This window comes from Aeromonas salmonicida subsp. salmonicida (assembly GCF_001643305.1).
GTDB classification, from domain to species: Bacteria; Pseudomonadota; Gammaproteobacteria; order Enterobacterales; family Aeromonadaceae; genus Aeromonas; species Aeromonas salmonicida.
Genome location: NZ_LSGW01000083.1, coordinates 62,534 through 82,195, shown reverse-complemented (window position 1 = coordinate 82,195; position 19,662 = coordinate 62,534). Strand labels below are relative to the sequence as shown.

General features: G+C 58.2%; 18 protein-coding genes and 1 other annotated feature. Of the genes, 13 read left to right on the top strand and 5 right to left on the bottom strand.

Going from position 1 to position 19,662, the window contains the following annotated elements; all coding sequences use genetic code 11:
• Window positions 1–3: 3 nt before the first annotated feature.
• A complete protein-coding gene (hisG, locus tag AXW79_RS15555) occupies window positions 4–900 on the bottom strand; it encodes an ATP phosphoribosyltransferase (protein ID WP_005311391.1) in 897 nt (298 codons plus the stop codon).
• Window positions 901–925: 25 nt separating this feature from the next.
• Window positions 926–1,054, bottom strand: a sequence feature (His leader region).
• Window positions 1,055–1,240: 186 nt separating this feature from the next.
• On the opposite strand from hisG, the gene AXW79_RS15550 reads away from it, so the two are divergent.
• The 7 genes from AXW79_RS15550 to rnd all read left to right on the top strand — a co-directional run bounded on the left by AXW79_RS15550 (window position 1,241) and on the right by rnd (window position 8,870).
• Window positions 1,241–1,483 carry a hypothetical protein gene (locus tag AXW79_RS15550; RefSeq protein ID WP_005311393.1) on the top strand — a complete coding sequence of 81 codons (243 nt, stop codon included), beginning with the start codon at window positions 1,241–1,243 and terminating at the stop codon, window positions 1,481–1,483.
• 67 nt (window positions 1,484–1,550) lie between these two features.
• A complete protein-coding gene (locus AXW79_RS15545) occupies window positions 1,551–3,461 on the top strand; it encodes an ATP-dependent DNA helicase (RefSeq protein ID WP_005311395.1) in 1,911 nt (636 codons plus the stop codon).
• Window positions 3,462–3,593: 132 nt separating this feature from the next.
• Window positions 3,594–4,307 carry a tRNA (adenosine(37)-N6)-threonylcarbamoyltransferase complex dimerization subunit type 1 TsaB gene (gene tsaB, locus AXW79_RS15540; RefSeq protein WP_005311397.1) on the top strand — a complete coding sequence of 238 codons (714 nt, stop codon included), beginning with the start codon at window positions 3,594–3,596 and terminating at the stop codon, window positions 4,305–4,307.
• Window positions 4,308–4,399: 92 nt separating this feature from the next.
• The gene (locus AXW79_RS15535; RefSeq protein ID WP_005311399.1) at window positions 4,400–4,927 is read left to right on the top strand and encodes a Slp family lipoprotein; all 528 of its coding nucleotides are present in this window, start codon (window positions 4,400–4,402) and stop codon (window positions 4,925–4,927) included.
• Window positions 4,928–4,935: 8 nt separating this feature from the next.
• Entirely contained in the window at window positions 4,936–5,802 is an 867-nt protein-coding gene (locus tag AXW79_RS15530; protein ID WP_005311401.1) for an alpha/beta fold hydrolase, read from the top strand.
• Window positions 5,803–5,999: 197 nt separating this feature from the next.
• Window positions 6,000–7,676, top strand: coding sequence for a long-chain-fatty-acid--CoA ligase FadD (gene fadD, locus AXW79_RS15525; protein ID WP_005311404.1), 1,677 nt, complete (start codon window positions 6,000–6,002; stop codon window positions 7,674–7,676).
• Window positions 7,677–7,757: 81 nt separating this feature from the next.
• Window positions 7,758–8,870 (top strand): ribonuclease D, encoded by a 1,113-nt coding sequence (rnd, locus tag AXW79_RS15520; RefSeq protein ID WP_042467386.1) that lies wholly within the window; start codon window positions 7,758–7,760, stop codon window positions 8,868–8,870.
• 49 nt (window positions 8,871–8,919) lie between these two features.
• Here rnd and AXW79_RS15515 read toward each other — a convergent pair whose 3' ends face one another.
• The 3 genes from AXW79_RS15515 to dusC form a co-directional block, all read right to left on the bottom strand.
• Window positions 8,920–9,678, bottom strand: coding sequence for a substrate-binding periplasmic protein (locus AXW79_RS15515; RefSeq protein ID WP_043144380.1), 759 nt, complete (start codon window positions 9,676–9,678; stop codon window positions 8,920–8,922).
• Window positions 9,679–9,772: 94 nt separating this feature from the next.
• Window positions 9,773–10,141: a TraR/DksA family transcriptional regulator gene (locus AXW79_RS15510; RefSeq protein ID WP_005311409.1), complete on the bottom strand. Its 369-nt coding sequence runs from the start codon at window positions 10,139–10,141 to the stop codon at window positions 9,773–9,775.
• A 97-nt stretch (window positions 10,142–10,238) separates the two neighbouring features.
• On the bottom strand, window positions 10,239–11,183 hold the full coding sequence (gene dusC / locus AXW79_RS15505) for a tRNA dihydrouridine(16) synthase DusC (protein WP_005311411.1): 945 nt from the start codon (window positions 11,181–11,183) through the stop codon (window positions 10,239–10,241).
• A 291-nt stretch (window positions 11,184–11,474) separates the two neighbouring features.
• Between dusC and AXW79_RS15500 the strand changes: the two genes are divergently transcribed.
• From AXW79_RS15500 to AXW79_RS15485, 4 genes are all read left to right on the top strand, one after another.
• Entirely contained in the window at window positions 11,475–11,852 is a 378-nt protein-coding gene (locus tag AXW79_RS15500) for a YbaN family protein (protein WP_005311418.1), read from the top strand.
• Window positions 11,853–11,982: 130 nt separating this feature from the next.
• Window positions 11,983–12,528, top strand: a complete 546-nt coding sequence (gene apt / locus AXW79_RS15495; protein ID WP_005311419.1) for an adenine phosphoribosyltransferase — start codon at window positions 11,983–11,985, stop codon at window positions 12,526–12,528.
• Between the two features lie 179 nt (window positions 12,529–12,707).
• Window positions 12,708–15,305 (top strand): DNA polymerase III subunit gamma/tau, encoded by a 2,598-nt coding sequence (gene dnaX, locus AXW79_RS15490; RefSeq protein ID WP_005311420.1) that lies wholly within the window; start codon window positions 12,708–12,710, stop codon window positions 15,303–15,305.
• 127 nt (window positions 15,306–15,432) lie between these two features.
• Window positions 15,433–15,762 carry a YbaB/EbfC family nucleoid-associated protein gene (locus AXW79_RS15485; RefSeq protein ID WP_011898717.1) on the top strand — a complete coding sequence of 110 codons (330 nt, stop codon included), beginning with the start codon at window positions 15,433–15,435 and terminating at the stop codon, window positions 15,760–15,762.
• 317 nt (window positions 15,763–16,079) lie between these two features.
• Here AXW79_RS15485 and AXW79_RS15480 read toward each other — a convergent pair whose 3' ends face one another.
• The gene (locus AXW79_RS15480) at window positions 16,080–17,402 is read right to left on the bottom strand and encodes a YjiH family protein (protein WP_005311422.1); all 1,323 of its coding nucleotides are present in this window, start codon (window positions 17,400–17,402) and stop codon (window positions 16,080–16,082) included.
• A 565-nt stretch (window positions 17,403–17,967) separates the two neighbouring features.
• Between AXW79_RS15480 and AXW79_RS15475 the strand changes: the two genes are divergently transcribed.
• The gene (locus tag AXW79_RS15475) at window positions 17,968–19,038 is read left to right on the top strand and encodes a helix-turn-helix transcriptional regulator (RefSeq protein ID WP_042467376.1); all 1,071 of its coding nucleotides are present in this window, start codon (window positions 17,968–17,970) and stop codon (window positions 19,036–19,038) included.
• An 84-nt stretch (window positions 19,039–19,122) separates the two neighbouring features.
• Complete coding sequence (locus tag AXW79_RS15470) at window positions 19,123–19,545, top strand: CBS domain-containing protein (protein ID WP_005311439.1); 423 nt, start codon at window positions 19,123–19,125, stop codon at window positions 19,543–19,545.
• The last annotated feature ends 117 nt before the right edge of the window (window positions 19,546–19,662 follow it).

Here is a 19,662-nt window from a genome sequence, read left to right as displayed (position 1 = left end):
TCCTTATTCCATCATTTTTTCGATGGGCAGCACCAGAATGGAGCTGGCGCCGAGGGCCTTGAGCTGCTCCATGGTCTCCCAGAACAGGGTCTCGCTGGATACCACGTGCAGGGCCACCTGATTGGTGTCACCGGCCAGCTGCATGATGGTGGGGCGCTCGGCGCCCGGCAGCAGATCCGTGATGGCATCGAGCTTGTCTTTCGGGGCGTGTAGCATGATGTACTTGCTCTCGCGGGCCTGCTGCATCCCCTGGATGCGGGGCAGCAACTTGTCGATGAGCTTCTGTTTGGCCTCATTCAAGGGGTTGGGGGCCTGCACCAACACCGCCTTGGAGCGGTAGATCACCTCCACCTCTTTGAGACCATTGGCTTCCAGTGTGGCACCGGTGGAGACCAGATCGCAGATGGCATCGGCCAGACCCGCGCGCGGTGCCACTTCCACCGAGCCGCCCAGCATGACGCTCTTGAAATTGAGTCCCTTCTCATCGAAGAAGCGTTTGAGCAGACCCGGGTAAGAGGTGGCAATGCGTTTGCCTGCCAGACTTTCGGGCCCTGTGTAGGCCACATCGTCCGGTACTGCCAGCGACAGACGGCAACCCCCGAAATCCAGCTGCTTGAGGGTTTTCACTTGTGCAGGCAGTCCCTGGGAGGCGCGAATGAGCTGCGCTTCCTCCAGCACGTTTTCACCTATGATGCCAAGGTCGACTACCCCTTCCATCACCAGACCGGGGATATCGTCATCACGCACCCGCAGTATGTCGATGGGCATGTTTTCCACATGGGCGATGAGACGCTGCTCCCGCAGGTTTATCTTGAGGCCGCAGCTCTTGAACAGGGCTTGGGAGTCCTGGCTCAGACGACCGGACTTTTGCATGGCGATACGCAGGCGTTGTGTTTCCATTTGCTCGATTTCCTTCTAGTCAAAAACGAAAAAACCCTCGGAAGTATGTGCTTCCGAGGGTTTATGAATCTTGCGGTCCTTTTGGAAGTCACCAGTTAAGTGTCTTCCAGCAGTCAACCTCCTGAAAGACTAGTCGGGATGATGATGGTGGTGATGAGTCTTCAGCAGGGTGAACTTCATGTAATCAATCCTTTACAAAGAAGATGTCGTAGTTGACGCCCGATTTAAACTACCTTCCTTGACAGAAAAAGCAACCCGAAATTGTGATTTCATCGATTAAAGTGAAGAAAACGGTTTTCTGGTCGATAACTAGACAAGATGCCCCAGAGGAGTCGAGATCATGCCAAGCCAGGACCTGTTATTCCCCATTTTGCCTAGAGCGCCTGCTGCCCCGAATCCTGACGAGATCAAGCGGGAAGTGACCCAGATCAGCAAGAAACACCAGTTGCGCAAGACCAGTACGGACAACGGCGAATCCCAGCAGCGCCAGCAAGCCTATCCCGATGCCAAGCGTGATCAGCCAAAGGTTGAAGAGGATGATCACAAGCCGGACCCCGACCATCAGATCGATCTCTTTGTCTGAACGCATTATCAGTCCCGCTTTCGCCACGCTTTTGGCATAATGCCCGCTTTTGCAGCGGGACGCCCCTTTGACCATCCAGACCTTGTTCAAGCCAGATGGCCCTCTGGCCAGCCACATCGACGGCTTTGTTGCCCGCGCCCCGCAGCTGGCCATGGCCGAGGCTGTTTCCAGCGCCATCAAGAGTGGCGGCCGTCTGCTGGTGGAGGCGGGCACGGGCACCGGCAAGACCTACGCCTATCTGGTGCCTGCGCTGGAATCCGGCAAGCGGGTGGTGATCAGCACCGGATCCAAGAACCTGCAAGAGCAGCTCTTCTACCGGGATCTCCCGACCATCACAGGCGCGCTCTCCTACACCCCGCCAGTGGCCCTGCTCAAGGGGCGCAGCAACTATCTGTGCATAGAGCGGATGAACCGGCTCTTGAGCGAATCCCATCTGCAAAAGCCTGACATCCTCAATGATCTGGTGAAGGTCAAATCCTGGTCTACCGCTACCGACAATGGCGATGTGGGGGATATTCCGGGATTGCAGGAGAACGCCGAGATCCTCGCCCACGTCACCAGCACCAACGACAACTGCCTCGGCCGAGATTGTCCCTATTACGACGACTGCCATCTGGTGGTGGCCCGTCGCCGCGCCATGGATGCCCAGGTAGTGGTGATCAATCATCACCTTTTCTTCGCCGATATGGCAGTGAAAGACACGGGATTTGGCGAGCTGGTGCCCGAAGCACAGGTGTATGTGTTCGACGAGGCGCACCAGCTGCCGGAGATCGCCACCAACTACTTCGGCAAGTCGGTGGGCAGTCGCACCATCCAGGATCTGGCGCAGGATATCCAGCTGGCCTATCGGGCCGAGGCGCACGATATGGGGCAGCTTGGCAAGGCGGCGGACCGGCTCTCCATCGCCAGTCAGGACTTGCGTCTCGCCTTCGGGGTGGATGGCGGGCGCGGCAATACCCGCGACATGTTGCGCCATCCGCTCTGGGCCCAGGCACTGGCCCGCCTCAATGATGCCCTCGGGCTCTGTTACGAGGTGCTTAAACTGGCGCTGGGGCGTGGAGAGCAGCTGGATCATGCCTTCGAGCGGATCTGCGAACTGCGCACCCGTTTGGGGGAGGTGCTGGCCATCAACCAGACCGGTTTCTCCTACTGGTATGACTGCTCGCGGCTTCACTTTTCCCTCAATATCACCCCGCTGTCGGTGGCCGAGCGGTTTGGCGCCGAGGTGCTGCGGCCTGAGGTGGCCTGGATCTTTACCTCTGCCACCCTGACGGTGGATATGCGCTTCGATCACTTCAAAGCCGAGCTGGGACTGGCCGGCAGCGCCGAGCTTATTCTCGACAGCCCGTTTGACTATGCCGAGCAGGCGCGGCTGTGCGTGCCCCGTTTTCTGCCCGAGCCCAATGCCTTCGGGCGGGGCGAACAGCTGGCCCAGTTGATGATCCCCCTTATCAACAAGACGCCTGGGGGCTGTTTTTTCCTTTGCACCAGTCATCAGGTGATGCGTCAGGTGGCCGAGGTGCTGCGCCGTGAAATTGGCCGCACCGTCTTGCTGCAGGGGGAGGATAACAAGCAGCGACTGCTCAAGGAGTTCGTGGAGAATGGCCGCGCCGTGCTGGTGGCCACCAGCAGTTTCTGGGAAGGGATAGACGTGCGGGGGGCTGCTCTGTCGTGTGTTATCATCGACAAGCTGCCGTTTGCAAGTCCGGATGATCCCTTGCTCAAGGCGCGGGTCGATGACTGCAAGCTCAAAGGGGGCGATCCCTTCGCCGATATACAGCTGCCCAAGGCGGTGATTGCCTTGAAACAGGGGGTCGGGCGGCTCATTCGTGATCGCAGTGATCACGGCGTACTGGTCATCTGTGATCCACGCATGGTCAACAAACCCTACGGCGCCACATTTATCAAGAGTTTGCCAGCTATTCCCCGTACGCGGGCGTTGGGGACGCTGGGTAACTTCTTCGATCGCTGTGAGTGAGCCTGCCGGTGCGCCTTGTTCAGCCTGCCCTGCACGGATTGCGCTGAATAAATACACTGATTTGAACAGCCAGTGAGTTCGTCCTGGACTTGCCGGTTATGTAATTGACTGATGTTATAGAGATTGGAAAGCATGAACGAGTTGAAGATCCTGGCCGTTGATACCGCCACCGAAGCCTGCTCTGCCGCCTTGCTGGTGGGTGACACGCTGTTCTCCCGCTGGGAAGAGGCGCCTCGGGATCACACCCGTAAAATTTTGCCCATGGTTCAGGCTGTGTTGGACGATGCCGGGATAACCTTGGGAGAGCTTGATGCCATCGCCTTCGGCCGTGGGCCGGGTTCCTTTACCGGCGTGCGGATCGGGATCAGCGTGGCTCAGGGGCTGGCGTTCGGCGTTGGCGTGCCGCTCATCGGCATCTCAACACTGGCTGCCATGGCGCAGGGGGCTCACCGGCTGGAGGGCGCCGAGCGGGTGTTGACCGCCATTGATGCGCGCATGGGGGAGGTTTACTTCGGTCAGTACGAGCTGAAGGATGGCCGCATGCAGCTGGTAGGGGACGAAGTGGTGAGCGATCCGGTCACTCTGGTGGCTGACCGTACGCTGGTACATGGCAAGATGACTGGCAGCTGGAGCCGGGTTGGCACCGGTTTTGAAACTTATGGCGAAGTCCTTGCTGATCTCGCTGCAGAGCTGGCGGTGAGCCAGGTGCGCTTCCCGGCCGCGGTTGACATGCTGCCGCTGGCACGCGCCGCCTGGCTGGCGGGGGAGGCGGTGCCGGTGGAGCAGGCCACGCCCGTCTATTTGCGAGACAAGGTGACCTGGAAAAAACTGCCGGGCCGCGAATAACGGCGAAAAGCCGTGGCATTGATGGTGCTCTTGCTGCATACCAACAGGGCTGGTAACGCGCCCGGTATCTGTATCCCAAAAAGGAGAGTGACATGATCAAGCGTGCGATGGTAATAGGGTTGGCAGGCTTGCTGCTCGGTGCATGCAGCTCCGTACCCAAGGAGCTGGCGTATGAGCCGGCAAACCAGCTGGTGGCTTATCAGCCCGGCTTGGTTGGTCAGGAAGGCAAGCCTGCCCGCTGGAGCGGGGTCATTTCTGCGGTACATAACAAGGCGGATCAGAGCGTCGTCGAGGTGGTCTATCTGCCGCTCAAGTCCAATGGCGTGCCGGAGCAGACCGAGCAGAGCCCGGGTCGATTTCTGGCCATCATGAAGGGATTTGTCGATCCAACTCTGTACGCCAAGGGACGCAGCCTGACGGTGCTGGGTACCATAGACAAACCGGTAGACAGCCAGATTGGCGAGCACAAGTATCGCTTCTCCGTGCTCAATGCCAACTCCAGCAAGCTGTGGCCGCCGGTGAAGGAGGTGGAGATCCACTACATGGACCCTTACTTCTACGACCCCTTCTATGATCCCTTCTATGATCCCTTCTGGCCGAGACGGCCGCTGCGCCGCTAAGGTTGCTCATGACTGTCACCATGCAGGAGAACATGGTCACCCTGGCCGATGGTCGGCGGGTGGCCTTGCTTGAGAACGAACAACCGGCCCCTGGTCAGCAGGGCAAGCCGCTGTTGATCGCGCTGCACGGCTGGCTCGACAACGGCGCCAGCTTTCTGCCTTTGGCGTCCTATCTGGCCGATTTTCATCTCATCTGTGTCGATCTGCCAGGTCATGGCCACTCCGATCACAAGACCACCCCCTATGTTTTTGTGGACTGGCTCGATGATCTCTACCAGATCACTCAGGCCACCGGCTGGTCCCGTTTTATCCTGCTCGGTCACTCCCTCGGTGCCCTGATCGCTTCTGCTTATGCCGGTGTCTTTCCCGAGCAGGTAGAGCGACTCATCATGCTGGAGGGGCTGGGGCCACTGACCCAGCCCGATGACACTGTGCCGGAGCAACTGCGTAAAGCGATCTTGAATCGCAGCCGCACTCGCGAGCGAGCCCCCAATGGATTCGCCTCCATCGACGAAGCGGTAATGGCCCGTTGCAAGGTGGCGGATATAGCCCCATCGGCCGCCCGCCTTATCTGCGAACGGCAGCTGGTTGAACGGGCAGGGCGCTGGTATTGGCGCAGCGATCCCCGCCTGCGGGATCTCTCGCCGATGCGCATGAGCGAAGGCCAGGCCCAGGCGCTGATCCGTGCCATCCGTTGTCCTGTGCTCTTTATCCGGGGTGAGCAGGGCTTTGCCAGTCTGCTGGCGCAGTGGCAGCTGCGTCATGGTGCATTCGAGCGGATAGAAAGGGTCGTTTTGGCGGGAAACCACCACTTTCATATGGAAAATTCGGCCGATACCGCCGTTTGTATCGAAAAATTTTGTCAAATTCGTTAGAATCACCGGCTTTGAATCATTCTAGGTTTGTCTTCCTCCTCACATTTTCCTTTGTTAATTTGCTGTTAATTGATGTTGCCATATGTAAGTATGTGCGGCATTAGAGCATGAGCTTAAAACAACCAATTGAAATGGATGTGAACAGGGACGGAGGCAACACAGTGAGCGCACAGGTGCTAGTTATGCAGGAGAAGTTCGTGGAAAAAGTCTGGCTGAAGCGTTATCCGGAAGGGGTCCCCGCCGAGATCAATCCAGACCAATACAGCTCCCTGGTCGAAATGTTTGAAGAGTCGGTGACCGAGTTCGCCGATCAACCTGCCTTCGTCAACATGGGGCAGACCATCACCTACCGCCGGCTGGAAGAGCAGTCCCGCGCCTTTGCCGCCTACCTGCAAAATGACCTCAAGCTCAGCCAGGGTGATCGGGTAGCTGTCATGATGCCGAACCTGCTGCAATATCCCATTGCCGTGTTCGGCATACTGCGCGCCGGTATGATAGTGGTAAACGTCAACCCCCTCTATACCCCCCGTGAGCTGGAACATCAGCTCAAGGACTCAGGCGCCAAGGCCATCGTCATCGTCTCCAACTTTGCCCATACATTGGAAAAAGTGGTCTACGACACCCCGATCAAGCACGTCATCCTGACCCGCATGGGTGACAACCTGGGGCTGGCCAAGGGCACGCTCGTCAACTTCGTGGTGAAATACGTCAAGAAGCTGGTGCCAAAATACAACCTGCCCCATGCCAGCACCATGCGCCAGGCCCTCGCCAAGGGGCGCTATCTGCAGTACATCAAGCCCGAGATCACCAACGACGATCTCGCTTTCCTGCAGTACACAGGTGGCACCACGGGTCTCTCCAAGGGAGCCATGCTGACCCACCGCAACATGATTGCCAACGTCGAGCAGTGCCTTGGCGTCTACGGCCCCATGCTGGAGCGTGGCAAGGAGTTTGTGGTCACGGCGCTGCCGCTCTACCACGTCTTCGCCCTCACAGTGAACTGTCTGCTGTTCATGCGCATGGGCGGGTACAACCTGCTTATCAGCAACCCGCGCGATATACCGGGCTTTGTCAAAGAGATCAGAAAATACCCCTTCACCTGCATCACGGGGGTCAACACTCTGTTCAATGCCCTGGTCAACAACGGCGAGTTCCAGTCGATGGATTTCAGCAAGCTCAAGTTGACCATAGGGGGTGGCATGGCGGTGCAACGGGCGGTCGCCGAACAGTGGAAGGGGCTGACCGACACCCCGCTGCTGGAAGGTTATGGGCTGACCGAGTGCTCCCCTCTGGTGAGCGTCTGCCCCTACGACCTGCTCGATTACAACGGCTCCATCGGTCTGCCGGTCTGCTCTACCGATATCCGGTTGGTGGATGACGCAGGTCAGGTGATCACCGAGCTCGGCAAGCCGGGCGAGATGCAGGTGCGCGGCCCGCAAGTGATGGTAGGTTACTGGCAGCGACCGGAAGCTACCGCCGAGGTGATGCAGGATGGCTGGCTCTGTACCGGTGATATCGCCGTGTGCGACGAGCAGGGTTTTTTCAAGATTGTTGATCGCAAGAAGGACATGATCCTGGTCTCGGGTTTCAACGTCTACCCGAACGAGATCGAGGACGTGGTGGCGCTCCATCCCAAGGTGCTGGAAGTGGCCGCGGTCGGTGTGCCACACAAGGTATCTGGCGAGCTGGTGAAGATCTTCGTGGTCAAGAAAGATGCAAAGTTGCAGGAGGACGAGATAATTGCCCACTGCCGCACACATCTGACTGCCTATAAGGTGCCGAAACTGGTAGAATTTCGCGACGAACTTCCCAAGACCAATGTGGGCAAGATCCTGCGGCGCGTGCTGCGCGACGAGGAAATTGCCAAGCAATAACGGGCGATCCGCCGCTGTCATGCAAAACCGTGGGTCAATCCACGGTTTTTTCTTTTGGCCCTGATCAACGCGCAGGCAACGATGCACTATCAACTTATCACTCAGCAAGCCGAACTGGAGCAGTATCTCGCCTCCCTGGCCGATGTTCCCCTGGCCATCGATACTGAATTCGTTCGCACCCGCACCTATTACCCCCAGCTGGGTCTGTTCCAGATCTATGATGGTGAGCATCTGGCGTTGCTGGATCCACTCACCCTGGATCTCGCCCCCCTTTGGCAACGGCTCGGTCGGGCAGGGCAGATCGCCATACTGCACGCTTCCGGCGAAGACCTTGAGCTTATCCAGCATGAAGCTGGTCACCTGCCCAATCAGATGCACGACACCCAGCTGGCAACGGCCTTCCTGGGCTATGGTGTCTCTGTGGGTTTTGGTGCGCTGGCCAAGGAGTTTCTCGGGGTGGATCTGGTCAAGGATCAGGCGCGTACCGACTGGCTCGCCCGCCCGCTCACCGAACGTCAACTCGAATACGCAGCCGCCGATGTGCTCTACCTGATGCCCCTCTACGAGAAGGTGATGGCCAAACTGCACGAAAGCGGCAAATTTGCCTGGTTCGAGCAGGAGTGCCAGAACCACTCGGCTCGCAAGACTCAGGGTAGCGATCCCTATCAAGCCTATCTCGACATTATCAACGCCTGGCAACTGGGGCGCCGCGAACTGGCCATACTGCGCGAGCTGGCTGCCTGGCGCCAGCAGGAAGCGGTGCGCCGGGATCTGGCTCTCAACTTTGTGGTCAAGGAGCTGCACCTGTTCAAGGTGGCTGAGCGTCGTCCGGCCTCCCTGCGCGACCTCAACGAATTGGGTCTGGCCCCCATCGAAATCAAGATCCATGGCAAGCGGATGCTGGACATAGTTGCCCAGGCCCAGCGCAGCGAGCCGGATAGCTGGCCCGAGCCGATCCGCCGACTGGTGGATTATCCCCAGTACAAGGCTGAACTCAAGCGCATCAAGGGGATGGTGGAAGAGAAGGCCAAGGCCTGCAATATTCCGCCTGAACTGGTGGCGAGCAAGAAGATCATTCACCAGTACTTCACCTGGAGCTGGCGCATGAGCGATGAAGAGCGCGCCCGAAGCGACAAGCCCATGTTGCTGCAAGGGTGGCGTCATGAGCTGGTGGGTCATTTGCTGGCCCAATAACAGACACCAAAAGAGAGATGGGCCGCTGGGCCCATTTTTTATATCTGCCTCAGCGTAGCGGGTAGTGATAACGGGCGAGGATTTGGGCGTATTGCGGGCTTTGCATCAGCGCCCGTATGGCCTCATCGAGGCGCTGCAACTGCGGCTCTGTGGTAGTGCGGCGATTTAGCATCAAATGCACGGGGTTTTGCTGGATATCGAGCAAGGTGGTCAGTTTATCGAGGGATATGCCCGCGAGGGCCAGCTCCTGCATGCCCATGGGATCCATGACCACCCCCTGAATGCGCCCCGCCAGTAGCAGCTTGATCAATTGCTCCATCCGCAACCTGATGATCAGGCGATCCGTCACCTGGGGGGCCTGCATGAAGGTGCGAAAATCCGCCCCATAATCAAAGTCGCGCAGCACGCCTATGGTGAATTGGGTGAGAGGCAGCAGCTCGGATAGCTGGTCGACCCCTTGCCAGCGTGCTTTGTCCTGGCGTCGGATGATCAGCACTGTGCTTTCATGGCGATAGGGGATGGAGAAGCGGGCAAACTGTTCCCGCTGAACTGTCTTGTTGGCCGTCATCGTCATCTGGAGGGAGCCGAACTCCAGCTCGCGCAGGGTCCGGGCCCAGGGCATTTCGATGTAGCGGGCTTCGAAGTCGGCCCGGTTGAAGATGGCTTCCAGCAGTTCTATGTCCAGCCCCTGCAACTGCTGTTGTTCATCGCGAAAGCTGAACGGGTGCCAGCTTGACCAGCCCACGCTCAGTGACTCCTGTGCCCAGGCGGTGAAACACAAACACCATAACAACAAGACTCTGTACACGGAAACATCCCTGTTCAGCACGGTTGTTGTTGATTATTGGATAGAAGCGACAGCCTGACCAGCCGGGAAGAGAGGATGCACGAATGTGCATCCCTTAGAGTTCGTGAGCGTGGAACCCCTTGTCATAACGGGTTTCGCAGCGCGGACAGCGTTGCAGGGTCGGATCCTGCTCGAGTTGCTCGATGGAGAGCGGCTCCTCGCAATCGGAGCAAAGACCATAAAGGCCCAGATCCATTTGACAGAGAGCCGCATCGATCCGCTTGAGGCTCGCCACACTCTGCTCCACCTTGGGCAAATCGAGACGACTGGTCAGGTCAACCAGCTGATCCCGCTCGCAGTGATCCACTTTTTCCGCCCACTCGTCACGCCGGCAGGCTTTGAGCTGATCGATCAGCTCTTCTCTTACTTGCGCCCAGTCAGCCAGCAGGCGTTCACGCCACACGGCCAACCGGGCTTGCGTCATTTCACACACACTAGCCCCCAACAGACGAATTACAAATCCAGGGCAGTATAGGGAAGCGACAGGATTATCAAGATGATATGCGTCAAGTAAAGGACGGTTAGATCACAGTTTTCGTGGCTTGCAACAGGGCCTCGCGAATGGGATCCGTCTCCTTGAACAGGCGGATATCACGAAACAACAGGTCGGCTTGCGGGTATTCCCGCTTGAGGTAGCTGAACCACTGTTTGATGCGGCTGGGATAGTAATCTGCCTTCTCGCTCGCCAGATCCTGCTCCGTGTAACTCACCATCAGCTGCAACACTGCTGCCCAGCTCATGTGAGTGCAGCCGGTCTTCATCACGTTGGCCAGATTGGGGAGGGAGATGGCGCCACGGCCCACCATAAGGGCGTCGCAACCGGAGACACTGGCGCAGGTCAGGGCATCCTGGTGATCCCAGATCTCGCCATTGGCAGTGACGGGAATGGGCAGGGCGCGGCGGATGGCGTCCACATACTCCCAATGAGCTGGCGCCTTGTAGCCTTCGCGCTTGGTGCGGGCATGTACCGCCAGCTCGTTGGCGCCGGCCTGATAGACAGCCTGAGCATTCTCCAGGTAGAGATCCTTGTCATCGTAACCGAGGCGGATCTTGGCACTGACCGGCAGATGAGCGGGCACCGCCTCACGCACCGCCTTGACGATGCGGTAGACGGCATCGGGCTCCTTGAGCAAGACGGCGCCCCCCTTGCTCTTGTTCACTGTGGGGGCAGGGCAGCCAAAGTTGAGATCGACCCCCGGTGAGCCGAGCTCGATGGCACGCACAGCATTTTCTGCCAGCCATTCAGGGTGCTGCCCCAGCAGTTGTACTCGCACCGGTGTGCCGGCGCGGGTCTTGCCGCCCTGCTTGAGTTCGGGCGCGATCCGATAAAACACCTTGGCAGGCAGCAGCTGATCGACCACACGGATAAATTCGCTCACGCAGAGGTCGTAATCGTTGACGGAGGTGAGGACCTCCCGCATCAGGTGATCCAGCACCCCCTGCATGGGGGCCAAAATAACGCGCATAGCTGCTTCCGAAGACAAGGGGAGAAAAAAGAGCGCAGATTGTAGTGGCAATGGCCGGTGTTGTCAGCCGTCGGCCCACACGTCGGGATGAATCATCCAGCTAGTTAGTGCAAGGGGATGAACATCATAACGCGCATAACCGGTTCCGAAGGCAAGGGATTGCAGAGACGATAGCCGTTGGCAGCTTCATTGAGTCTGATGAGCCGCAGATTGCTGCGGAGATAGCCGACGTTGTCGGCTTTTGGGCCAATTCTGTTAGGCTAAGCAAAGGTGCATTGTAAAGGAGCGGCCATGAAACGTTGGTGTCTGATGGGGTTGGGCTGGCTGGCCTTCGTGACCGGCATTGTCGGGATAGTGCTGCCACTGCTGCCAACCACTCCCTTCATGTTGCTGGCGGCGGCGCTGTTTGCCCGTTCTTCTCCCCGCTTTCACCGCTGGCTGCTGGCTCACCCCTGGTTCGGGCCGCCCATCGTCGACTGGCAGCTGCACCGCGGCATTCGCCGTCATGCCCGCCGCCGCGCTGTCGTCTTTATCCTGCTCTCTTTCTCTGTGTCCCTGGCGGTGGTGCCTCTGCTGTGGGTCAGATTGCTGCTCATTGCCATAATGGTGATCCTGCTCACCTGGTTAATACGTTTGCCAGTACTGGAGCCAGTTGCAATGGAGAAGTGAAGTCCCTAAGCTATTGCTGCAATAATGCTATGGAGTCGGCCTGTCATGTTGCGTGATGGGCCTTTTTATTTCCCGCTGGCGGGAAGATGAGATAAACGGCCATCTGGGTCGAAAAACAAACGGTCAAACCATGAATCCGGAAACCCTGAAATTTATCGAAGCGAGCATCAAGACCATTCCCGACTATCCGAAGCCGGGCATTCTGTTTCGTGACATCACCAGCCTGATAGAGAATGCGGAGGCCTTCAAGGCCACCATCGATCTGCTGGCCGAGCATTATCGTGATCAAGGGATCACCAAGATCGTCGGTACGGAAGCCCGCGGCTTCATCTTCGGTGCGCCGGTCGCCTTCGCCATGGGCTTGGGGTTTGTGCCTGTGCGCAAGCCTGGCAAACTGCCCCGCGCCGTGATTGAAGAGTCCTATGCCCTCGAGTACGGCACCGACACCCTGCAACTGCACACCGATGCCATAGTGCCGGGTGACAAGGTGCTGGTGGTTGACGATCTGCTGGCGACCGGCGGTACCGTCGATGCGACCGTCAAGCTTATCCGCCGTGCCGGTGGTGAGGTGGCCGATGCGGCCTTCATCATCTCACTGCCGTCCCTGGGTGGTGATGCCCGCCTGACTGCCGCCGGCATCAAGGTCGTCTCACTGGTCGAACTGGCCGGCGAATAATCCCCCAGTATGCAAAGCAGGCCTCGTCAGCCTGTTGCGCGTCTTGAAACCGGTGCCCGTCCGGGCATCGGTTTGAAATTCAAGCGATCCCTCCCGACCTCGCCGATAGCCGATACAGCCCAACATCCATTTGTGTTAGCATTCTGCCTCAATGCCTTGTTATCCCTGCATCGAGATTTATGAGCTATCAGGTTCTGGCGCGTAAATGGCGCCCCCATACGTTTGAACAAGTGGTAGGCCAGCATCATGTGCTGACCGCCTTGACCAACGCCCTGGATCAGGGGAGGTTGCATCATGCCTATCTGCTCAGCGGTACCCGAGGGGTCGGCAAGACCACCATAGCCCGCATTCTGGCCAAGAGTCTCAATTGCGAGCAGGGGATCAGCAGTCACCCGTGCGGCGTATGCGACACCTGCCGCGAGATCGATCAGGGCAACTTTGTCGATCTGCTGGAGATTGACGCCGCCTCCCGCACCAAGGTGGAAGATACCCGCGAGCTGCTCGATAACGTGCAGTACCGCCCGGCCCGTGGCCGCTTCAAGGTGTATCTCATCGATGAGGTACACATGTTGTCGCGTCACAGCTTCAACGCCCTGCTCAAAACCCTGGAAGAGCCGCCTCCCTATGTGAAGTTTCTGCTGGCCACCACGGATCCGCAGAAGCTGCCCATTACCATTCTCTCCCGTTGCTTGCAGTTTCATCTCAAGAGTCTGGATCAGACCCAAATTGCCAAGCAGTTGGAGTGTGTACTGGATCAGGAAGCTCAACCGTTCGAACCGCGTGCCCTGCTGGCCCTGGCCAAGGCGGCCGATGGCAGCATGCGCGATGCCCTGAGTCTGACCGATCAGGCGCTGGCCCATGGCAATGGCAGCGTGCGCCTTGAAAGCGTGCTGGCCATGTTGGGCACCCTGGACCATCGTCACCTGCACCAGTTGCTGGAGGCGATCCTGCGCCAGGATGCTGCGGCCACCATGGCCAAGATCACTGAAATCGCTACCCTGGGCCCCGATTTTGATCAGCTCCATGCCGAGCTGGAAGGTCTGCTGCACCGCGTTGCCATGGCACAGCTGTTGCCTGCCACAGTGCAGGAGCAGGGGGCCGATGCCGAGTCTCTGCTGCAACTTGCCCAGGCCATGAGCCCGGAAGAGGTGCAGCTTTGTTACCAAATCGTGCTGGGGGGACGAAAAGATCTGCCTTGGGCACCGGACGGTCGCACCTCGCTGGAGATGACGTGCTTGCGCATGCTGGCTTTCTCCCCGCGTCGTGAGGCCGTGCATCCTGCCAATCTCACGGTTCTGCCACCCTCCATGGCGGGAGGGATGGGAGTCGCGCCGGCCCAGCTGGGAAAGTCCCGCGGGGCTGACTCCGCCCCGACGCTGGCCACTGCGATTGTGGCTCCCCCTGCTGCCCCCGGATCCGTGTCGGTAGAACATACCGCCACCCAGATGGTGCCCCTTGTTGCGCATGCCGTGCTCGAGACGGATGAGCAGGAGATGGCCAGCGATGCGCTGAGCGCGCCGCTCTTTGTCGAACAGGACGAGTTGCTGCGCGAAGCGCAGCAGATGGGCTACGAGGCGCAGCCTGTCATGGATGCGCCGAGCGCCCCGATCAGCACCGTTGTGGCTGCCGATGAGGCGATGCAGCACCTTCCTTCAGACATGGCAGTGGCAGCTGAGCAACCCACCGAGGTGCCGGCTGAGATAGTCGCCGAGTCGGTGGTTGAGCCTGAAGCCGCGCCGTCTGCCGCGTCCAGCATGCAGAGCCTGCTGGGCAAGCGCAATCTGCTGCGCAGTCGATTGCGCAGCGAGCCTGCGACAGCCCAGGCCCCGCGTGTTGCCCCCATCAAACCGGTGGCTGCGCCCGAGGGGCGCCCTGTCGCGCAGCCAGCCGTCACGCCACCATCAGCTCCCTGGCAAGGGGCGGCTGTGGCGCCTGTCCATCATTCAGCCCCTGTGACGGCATATGACGAATTGCCGCCGCTGGATGCGTATGATGAGGGTGGCAGCGACTATGAAGAGTATCTGAATCAAGGCTTTGGCGAGTCTGCTGCCAGTGCGTCAATGGCGAATGTGGCACAGACGGCGGCTTCGGGAGCCAGTGCCGTGCCTGCCTATGGTCAGGCTGCCCCGGCTCAGGCGCCCACCAGGGCTCGCCCCAACCCCGATGATCTGCCGCCCTGGGATCTGGACGGTACGCCGGCCGCGAGGGCGCAGGTAGCGCCTGCCGTGTCCAGTGCCGCCCCCGTGATGCCCCAAGCAGTTGCTACCAGCGAGCCAGCGCCCATGGTTGACTCCGTGATGGAGACCATCGACTGGGATGAGCTGGAGAGCGACAACCAACCCGAGGAGGGGGAAGAGGTCGCCAGACTGATCCCGTCTTCCTTGCTGGTCAATTGCGACGATCCCTGGGCTGAGTTGATTGCCCGTACTGGCGTCGGTGGCCGGCTTCGCCAGCTTGCGATCAACTCTGTTATGACCCGGCAGGGAGACAAGGTGTTGTTGACCCTGAAACCCGAACAGCGTCATCTGGTCAGCGACAGGGCCCGTGTCGATTTGGCCGAGATCATAGGCCCCGAGCTTGGCCAAGCCGTGCAGGTGGAGGTGACACTGGGGACTGTGCCGGATCAGGAAACCCCCCTTGAGATCGAGCATCGCCTCTATCTGGGGGTGCGCGAGCAGGTGAGCCGGGATCTGGAGCAGGATCCCAATGTGCAATTTCTAAGACAAAGGTTTGGCGCCGTGCTCCACCAGGAGAGCATAGAGCCGCTGAGCAGTTGAATACGATTCGTTAAAACCCATGCCGGGCCCTGTGCCCGGTTGAAAAGGGGTTTGCCTGTCCCCATTTAGGACAGAACAAGCCCACAGCCCGGCGCTGGATGCCGGATTTCAAGACGAGAGACGACATATGTTTGGTAAAGGTGGAATGGGGAACCTGATGAAACAGGCCCAACAGATGCAAGAGCGCATGCAAAAGATGCAAGAGCAGCTTGCCGAGATGGAAGTAGTCGGCGAAGCCGGTGCTGGTATGGTCAAGGTCACCATGGCTGGCAGTCACAGCGTGCGTCGCATCGAGATCGATCAGAGCCTGATGGAAGATGACAAAGAGATGATCGAAGATCTGGTTGCTGCCGCCGTCAACGATGCCGTACGTCGTGTGGAAGAGCAGAGCAAGAGCAAGATGGGCGAGCTGACCGGTGGCATGCAACTGCCCCCAGGCATGAAGCTGCCCTTCTAAGGATGCTGACGTAAATCCAATGCGTCGATAGGGACGTGAGCTCAGGGCCAGATCGGTCTGATGCTCCTTGCGATGTGGCGCAGAGTGAGTGTTTCATTCGTTCCTCATCTGGCATCGCAAGCCCTATCAAGCGTGACCAGGACGCAGCTGATACAGGGATCTGTGTCAGCTGCGTTTTTTATGGCGTTTTTTCCGATTAAGCGCCCCGGTGCCGGGCTGGTGTAATGGCTGCCCCTAAGCCAAAAGAAGGCGCCCTCGGGCGCCTTCTTGGTTTATGCACTTGCTTGCACGTCATTACTAGGGTCTTGCCACCTCGCTTAACTCAGCCAGCCTGCTGCCATGGCAAGCTTGCCGCACAGTGCGGCAAGCACTATGCCAAGCAGGGTGCGTAGCAGCCAGATCACCACCAGCTGGCCCACACTCACCGGGATCCGGGTGGCCAGGATGCAGGGTATGGAGGCGGAGAAGAAGAGAACCGAGCTGACCGATACCACTGCGGTGACATAGCGCACCAGCAGGTCGGCATCTTTGAGCAAAATGGCGGGCAAGAACATCTCTGCCAGCCCGGCAGAAAGTGCCCTGGCAGTTTCCAGCGGTTCGCCCAGTTCCAGCAGCCAGGTGAGAGGCCACAGCAGCCAGCCCAGCAGGTCGAACAGCGGTGTGTGCTGCGCCAGCAACAGACCGAGCAGACCGACCGACAATATGGTGGGCACCACGGCAGCCGCCATCAGCAGGCCATCCTTGAGGTTGTCCTGCAACTGGCGCAGTACGGGTTGCGCCATGCTGGATTGGGTCAACCCGGATGCCAGTGCGGCTTGCCAGCGGTTCTTGCCGGCGGGCAATGGTTCGTCGGTTTCCCCATGATGGGCCATGTTGGAGATGGGGGGCACGCGCGCCAGGATGGCGGTGATGACAAAGGTGATCACCAGGGTGGACCAGAAATAGAAGTTCCAGTGTTCCATCAGGTTGAGGGTCTTGGCCACTATGATCATGAACGCGGCCGATACGGTGGAGAACCCGGTCGCAATGATGACCGCTTCCCGTACAGTGTATTTACCCGCGAGAAAGACCCGGTTGGTGATGAGCAGTCCCACCGAATAGCTGCCGACGAAAGAGGCGACCGCATCAATGGCAGAGTGCCCCGGCGTGCGCCACAGCGGCCGCATCACGGGCTGCATCAGTACGCCTATCAGCTCCAGCAGACCGAAGCCGAGCAAGAAAGTAAGGGCCATGGCACCAATGGGCACGATAAGACCGACCGACATGGCCAGCTTGTCAAACAGGAAGGGCAGACGATCCGGCGTCATCAGCCAGGCCGGCCCCAGATTGGCAACATACATGAGTGCCAGTACCAGGCCGATCAGCTTGAACAGGCTCAGAAGCCGGTCGATGGGGCGGGCGCGCCAGCGACCATCCAGCAAGGGTGTGATGGCACCATAGCCAATCAGCAACAGGATCAACCCCACCGCCAGTGGGCGCTGCGCTATCAGAAAACCGGCCAGGTGGTCCACCATGATGGTGCTGCGGCCTGTCAGTTCAAAGGGGATGAAGAAGATGGCGATACCAAACAGGCTGGCTAGCAGCAGCTTGATCCCCGCCGCTGATCGGGTGGGCGCTATCAATACATTTTCCGGTTCCATACACTCTCCTTGTGGTTGATACCTGTCCGATATCCATCTAACGAATTGTATATACAATGCTCGTCCTCGTTCACAAATAAAACACAAAATTAACCATTGAGAAACAAGCTCAACTTGAGTCTTTTATGAGGGGACACAGACAACTAACGGCTTGCCCGGCTCTTTGGGATGAGGTTTTTTGGTTCAGGCGCCAGCACGATGGAATAGATAACCAGTGGCTTGTCTGCGTAGACCCGGTATCGCAGCGCTGTGGGGTTGCAGGGGGTCACGCTTTTATCCGGGCTGGACCCGCTGTCATGGCAAAAGGGATAAAATGTGAGGCCTGTCGGGTAATCAGGATGTCACAGAGACAGGAATCTTTAGGCCGACAAAAAATCCATAGCGACAAAAAGCATAAAAAACATTAACTTGGATTTTAAATTTTCGCTTTCGCTCACCCTTATGTCGTTTCATCATTACTATTTACGGAACAGTTATAAAACCTTTGTTCATTTGACTACTTTTCGCGTTTCTCATTGCAGAGTAAGATGCCTCCTCAATAAAAATAAGAATTAGGAGTTCGGGTGTGAAGGCATTAGTAAAGGAAAGGGTATCGCCCTATATAAGCCAGTTATATGAGTGCGGTATTGATGATTCTGACATTAAGTTGGTGGTGGATCAGTTCCGCACCGATGTGTCGGGGAGTTCCTCGCTATTTTTGTTACGGGATGATGACAAAAGCGACGGGATAAAACTCTTCTCAAGCGGCCTGACCGAGGCTCAGCAGCAGTTCTATGTGCAACACCATCGCCAGGATGTGTGGTTCAATCACTATCTGGACAAGGGCTGCCAGGGCATAGTCAATGCCACCACCCTGTCCAACTCGGCAGGATTGCTGGCCAGCTTCGGCGCCCAGTTTGCGGCGGGTGGCGTCTGCCGGGTGAAGGGGCGGGGCCTTAGTAGCCTGTGTACCTATCGTGGTGCCAGCCAGGATGATTTCAGCGCTCAGGATATCTCCTCACTGGGAGAGGTTTATTCCGGCCTGGCTGCCTGGAGCCACCATTATTGGAATCTGCTGGCCCTGGAGACCCAGAACTACCAGCTGCAGCAGCTGGTTAAAAATCATAATAAGCCCAGTGCCATCGTCGATGACAAAGGCCATATCCATTATTCCAATGTGGCCTTCAACCGTATCTCAGATGAAAATGTGGAGCTGCGAGCCATCAATGGTATCTTCTCGCTGCAAAATAAGGAGCAGCAACGCCAGTTCAAAGAGATATTGAATGGCTTTGCTTACCTGTTGCCGGGAGCGAGCGCTTATATGTCCATTCCCCGTCAGGCCAATTTAAGGCCCTTGCTGATCCAGTGCACCCTGATGAGCGGCCTCAGCCGGTTTGAGCGTTATGTGGAAGTGGTGCTGCGGGATCCCGAACACTCATTCAATCCCGATATCGAGGCACTGGCGAGCCTTTACCCCCTCACCATCGGCGAGAAAGAGTTGTTGGTGCTGATGAGCAAGGGTTATAGCAGCAACGACATCGCAGAGCTGCGCGGTGTCAAGGTGGAAACAGTCCGCTCGACCCTCAAAGGGGTCTTCAAGAAAACCGACTGCCACAGCCAGAACGAGTTGCTGTTGCTGCTGCAATCCATCTCCTGATATTGGGCGAGCTATGCTTGGTGTGGGTCGGACATAGTGTCTGACTTGCGCCTCCCGCCCGGGAGGCTGGTTGGGGGAAGCACAATGGAATCACTAAAAGCAAAGGATTACATGCAGCACCGGCCCATCACGTTCAGCGCTGACATGATGGTGCAATCTGCGGTGGAAAAGTTTCTCAATAGCCGCCAGCTCGGTGGCCCGGTAGTGGATGCACTGGGTCATCTCATTGGTTGGGTGTCCGAGCAGGACTGTATCGCCGTCATGCTCAAAGAGGCCTATCACTGCGAGCAGGTGGCTCAGGTCAAGAATGTGATGCGCAATGAGGTGCTGGCCGTCGGGCCTGATACCAGCATTCTGGAGTTGGCCGAGATGATGATGGGGCAAAAGCCCAAGATCTATCCGGTGGTGGAGGAGGGTCGCCTGCTCGGGGTGATCAGCCGTCACGATGTGATGCAGGCGATCCATGCCCAGCTGGGTACCTGCTTCGTGCACAAGGCCCGGGTCTGATCAGGTTGAGTGGAAGGCGTCATCAGGAGCAGGCCGGGTGCCTGCTCTTTTTATTCAGGCATTCTCTTCATACCGGATCTATTCCGGCTTTCATCGCTACCCCAATCGCTTTAAGGC

What these genes read in the sequence shown, in the direction of transcription:
- AXW79_RS15535 (WP_005311399.1), top strand. Translation starts at nt 4,400, where the DNA reads ATGATCAAGCGTGCGATGGTAATAGGGTTGGCAGGCTTGCTGCTCGGT.
- dnaX (WP_005311420.1), top strand. Translation starts at nt 12,708, where the DNA reads ATGAGCTATCAGGTTCTGGCGCGTAAATGGCGCCCCCATACGTTTGAA.
- AXW79_RS15510 (WP_005311409.1), bottom strand. Translation starts at nt 10,141, where the DNA reads ATGACGCAAGCCCGGTTGGCCGTGTGGCGTGAACGCCTGCTGGCTGAC.
- hisG (WP_005311391.1), bottom strand. Translation starts at nt 900, where the DNA reads ATGGAAACACAACGCCTGCGTATCGCCATGCAAAAGTCCGGTCGTCTG.
- dusC (WP_005311411.1), bottom strand. Translation starts at nt 11,183, where the DNA reads ATGCGCGTTATTTTGGCCCCCATGCAGGGGGTGCTGGATCACCTGATG.
- rnd (WP_042467386.1), top strand. Translation starts at nt 7,758, where the DNA reads ATGCACTATCAACTTATCACTCAGCAAGCCGAACTGGAGCAGTATCTC.
- AXW79_RS15530 (WP_005311401.1), top strand. Translation starts at nt 4,936, where the DNA reads ATGACTGTCACCATGCAGGAGAACATGGTCACCCTGGCCGATGGTCGG.
- AXW79_RS15550 (WP_005311393.1), top strand. Translation starts at nt 1,241, where the DNA reads ATGCCAAGCCAGGACCTGTTATTCCCCATTTTGCCTAGAGCGCCTGCT.
- apt (WP_005311419.1), top strand. Translation starts at nt 11,983, where the DNA reads ATGAATCCGGAAACCCTGAAATTTATCGAAGCGAGCATCAAGACCATT.
- AXW79_RS15500 (WP_005311418.1), top strand. Translation starts at nt 11,475, where the DNA reads ATGAAACGTTGGTGTCTGATGGGGTTGGGCTGGCTGGCCTTCGTGACC.
- tsaB (WP_005311397.1), top strand. Translation starts at nt 3,594, where the DNA reads ATGAACGAGTTGAAGATCCTGGCCGTTGATACCGCCACCGAAGCCTGC.
- AXW79_RS15480 (WP_005311422.1), bottom strand. Translation starts at nt 17,402, where the DNA reads ATGGAACCGGAAAATGTATTGATAGCGCCCACCCGATCAGCGGCGGGG.
- AXW79_RS15485 (WP_011898717.1), top strand. Translation starts at nt 15,433, where the DNA reads ATGTTTGGTAAAGGTGGAATGGGGAACCTGATGAAACAGGCCCAACAG.
- AXW79_RS15470 (WP_005311439.1), top strand. Translation starts at nt 19,123, where the DNA reads ATGGAATCACTAAAAGCAAAGGATTACATGCAGCACCGGCCCATCACG.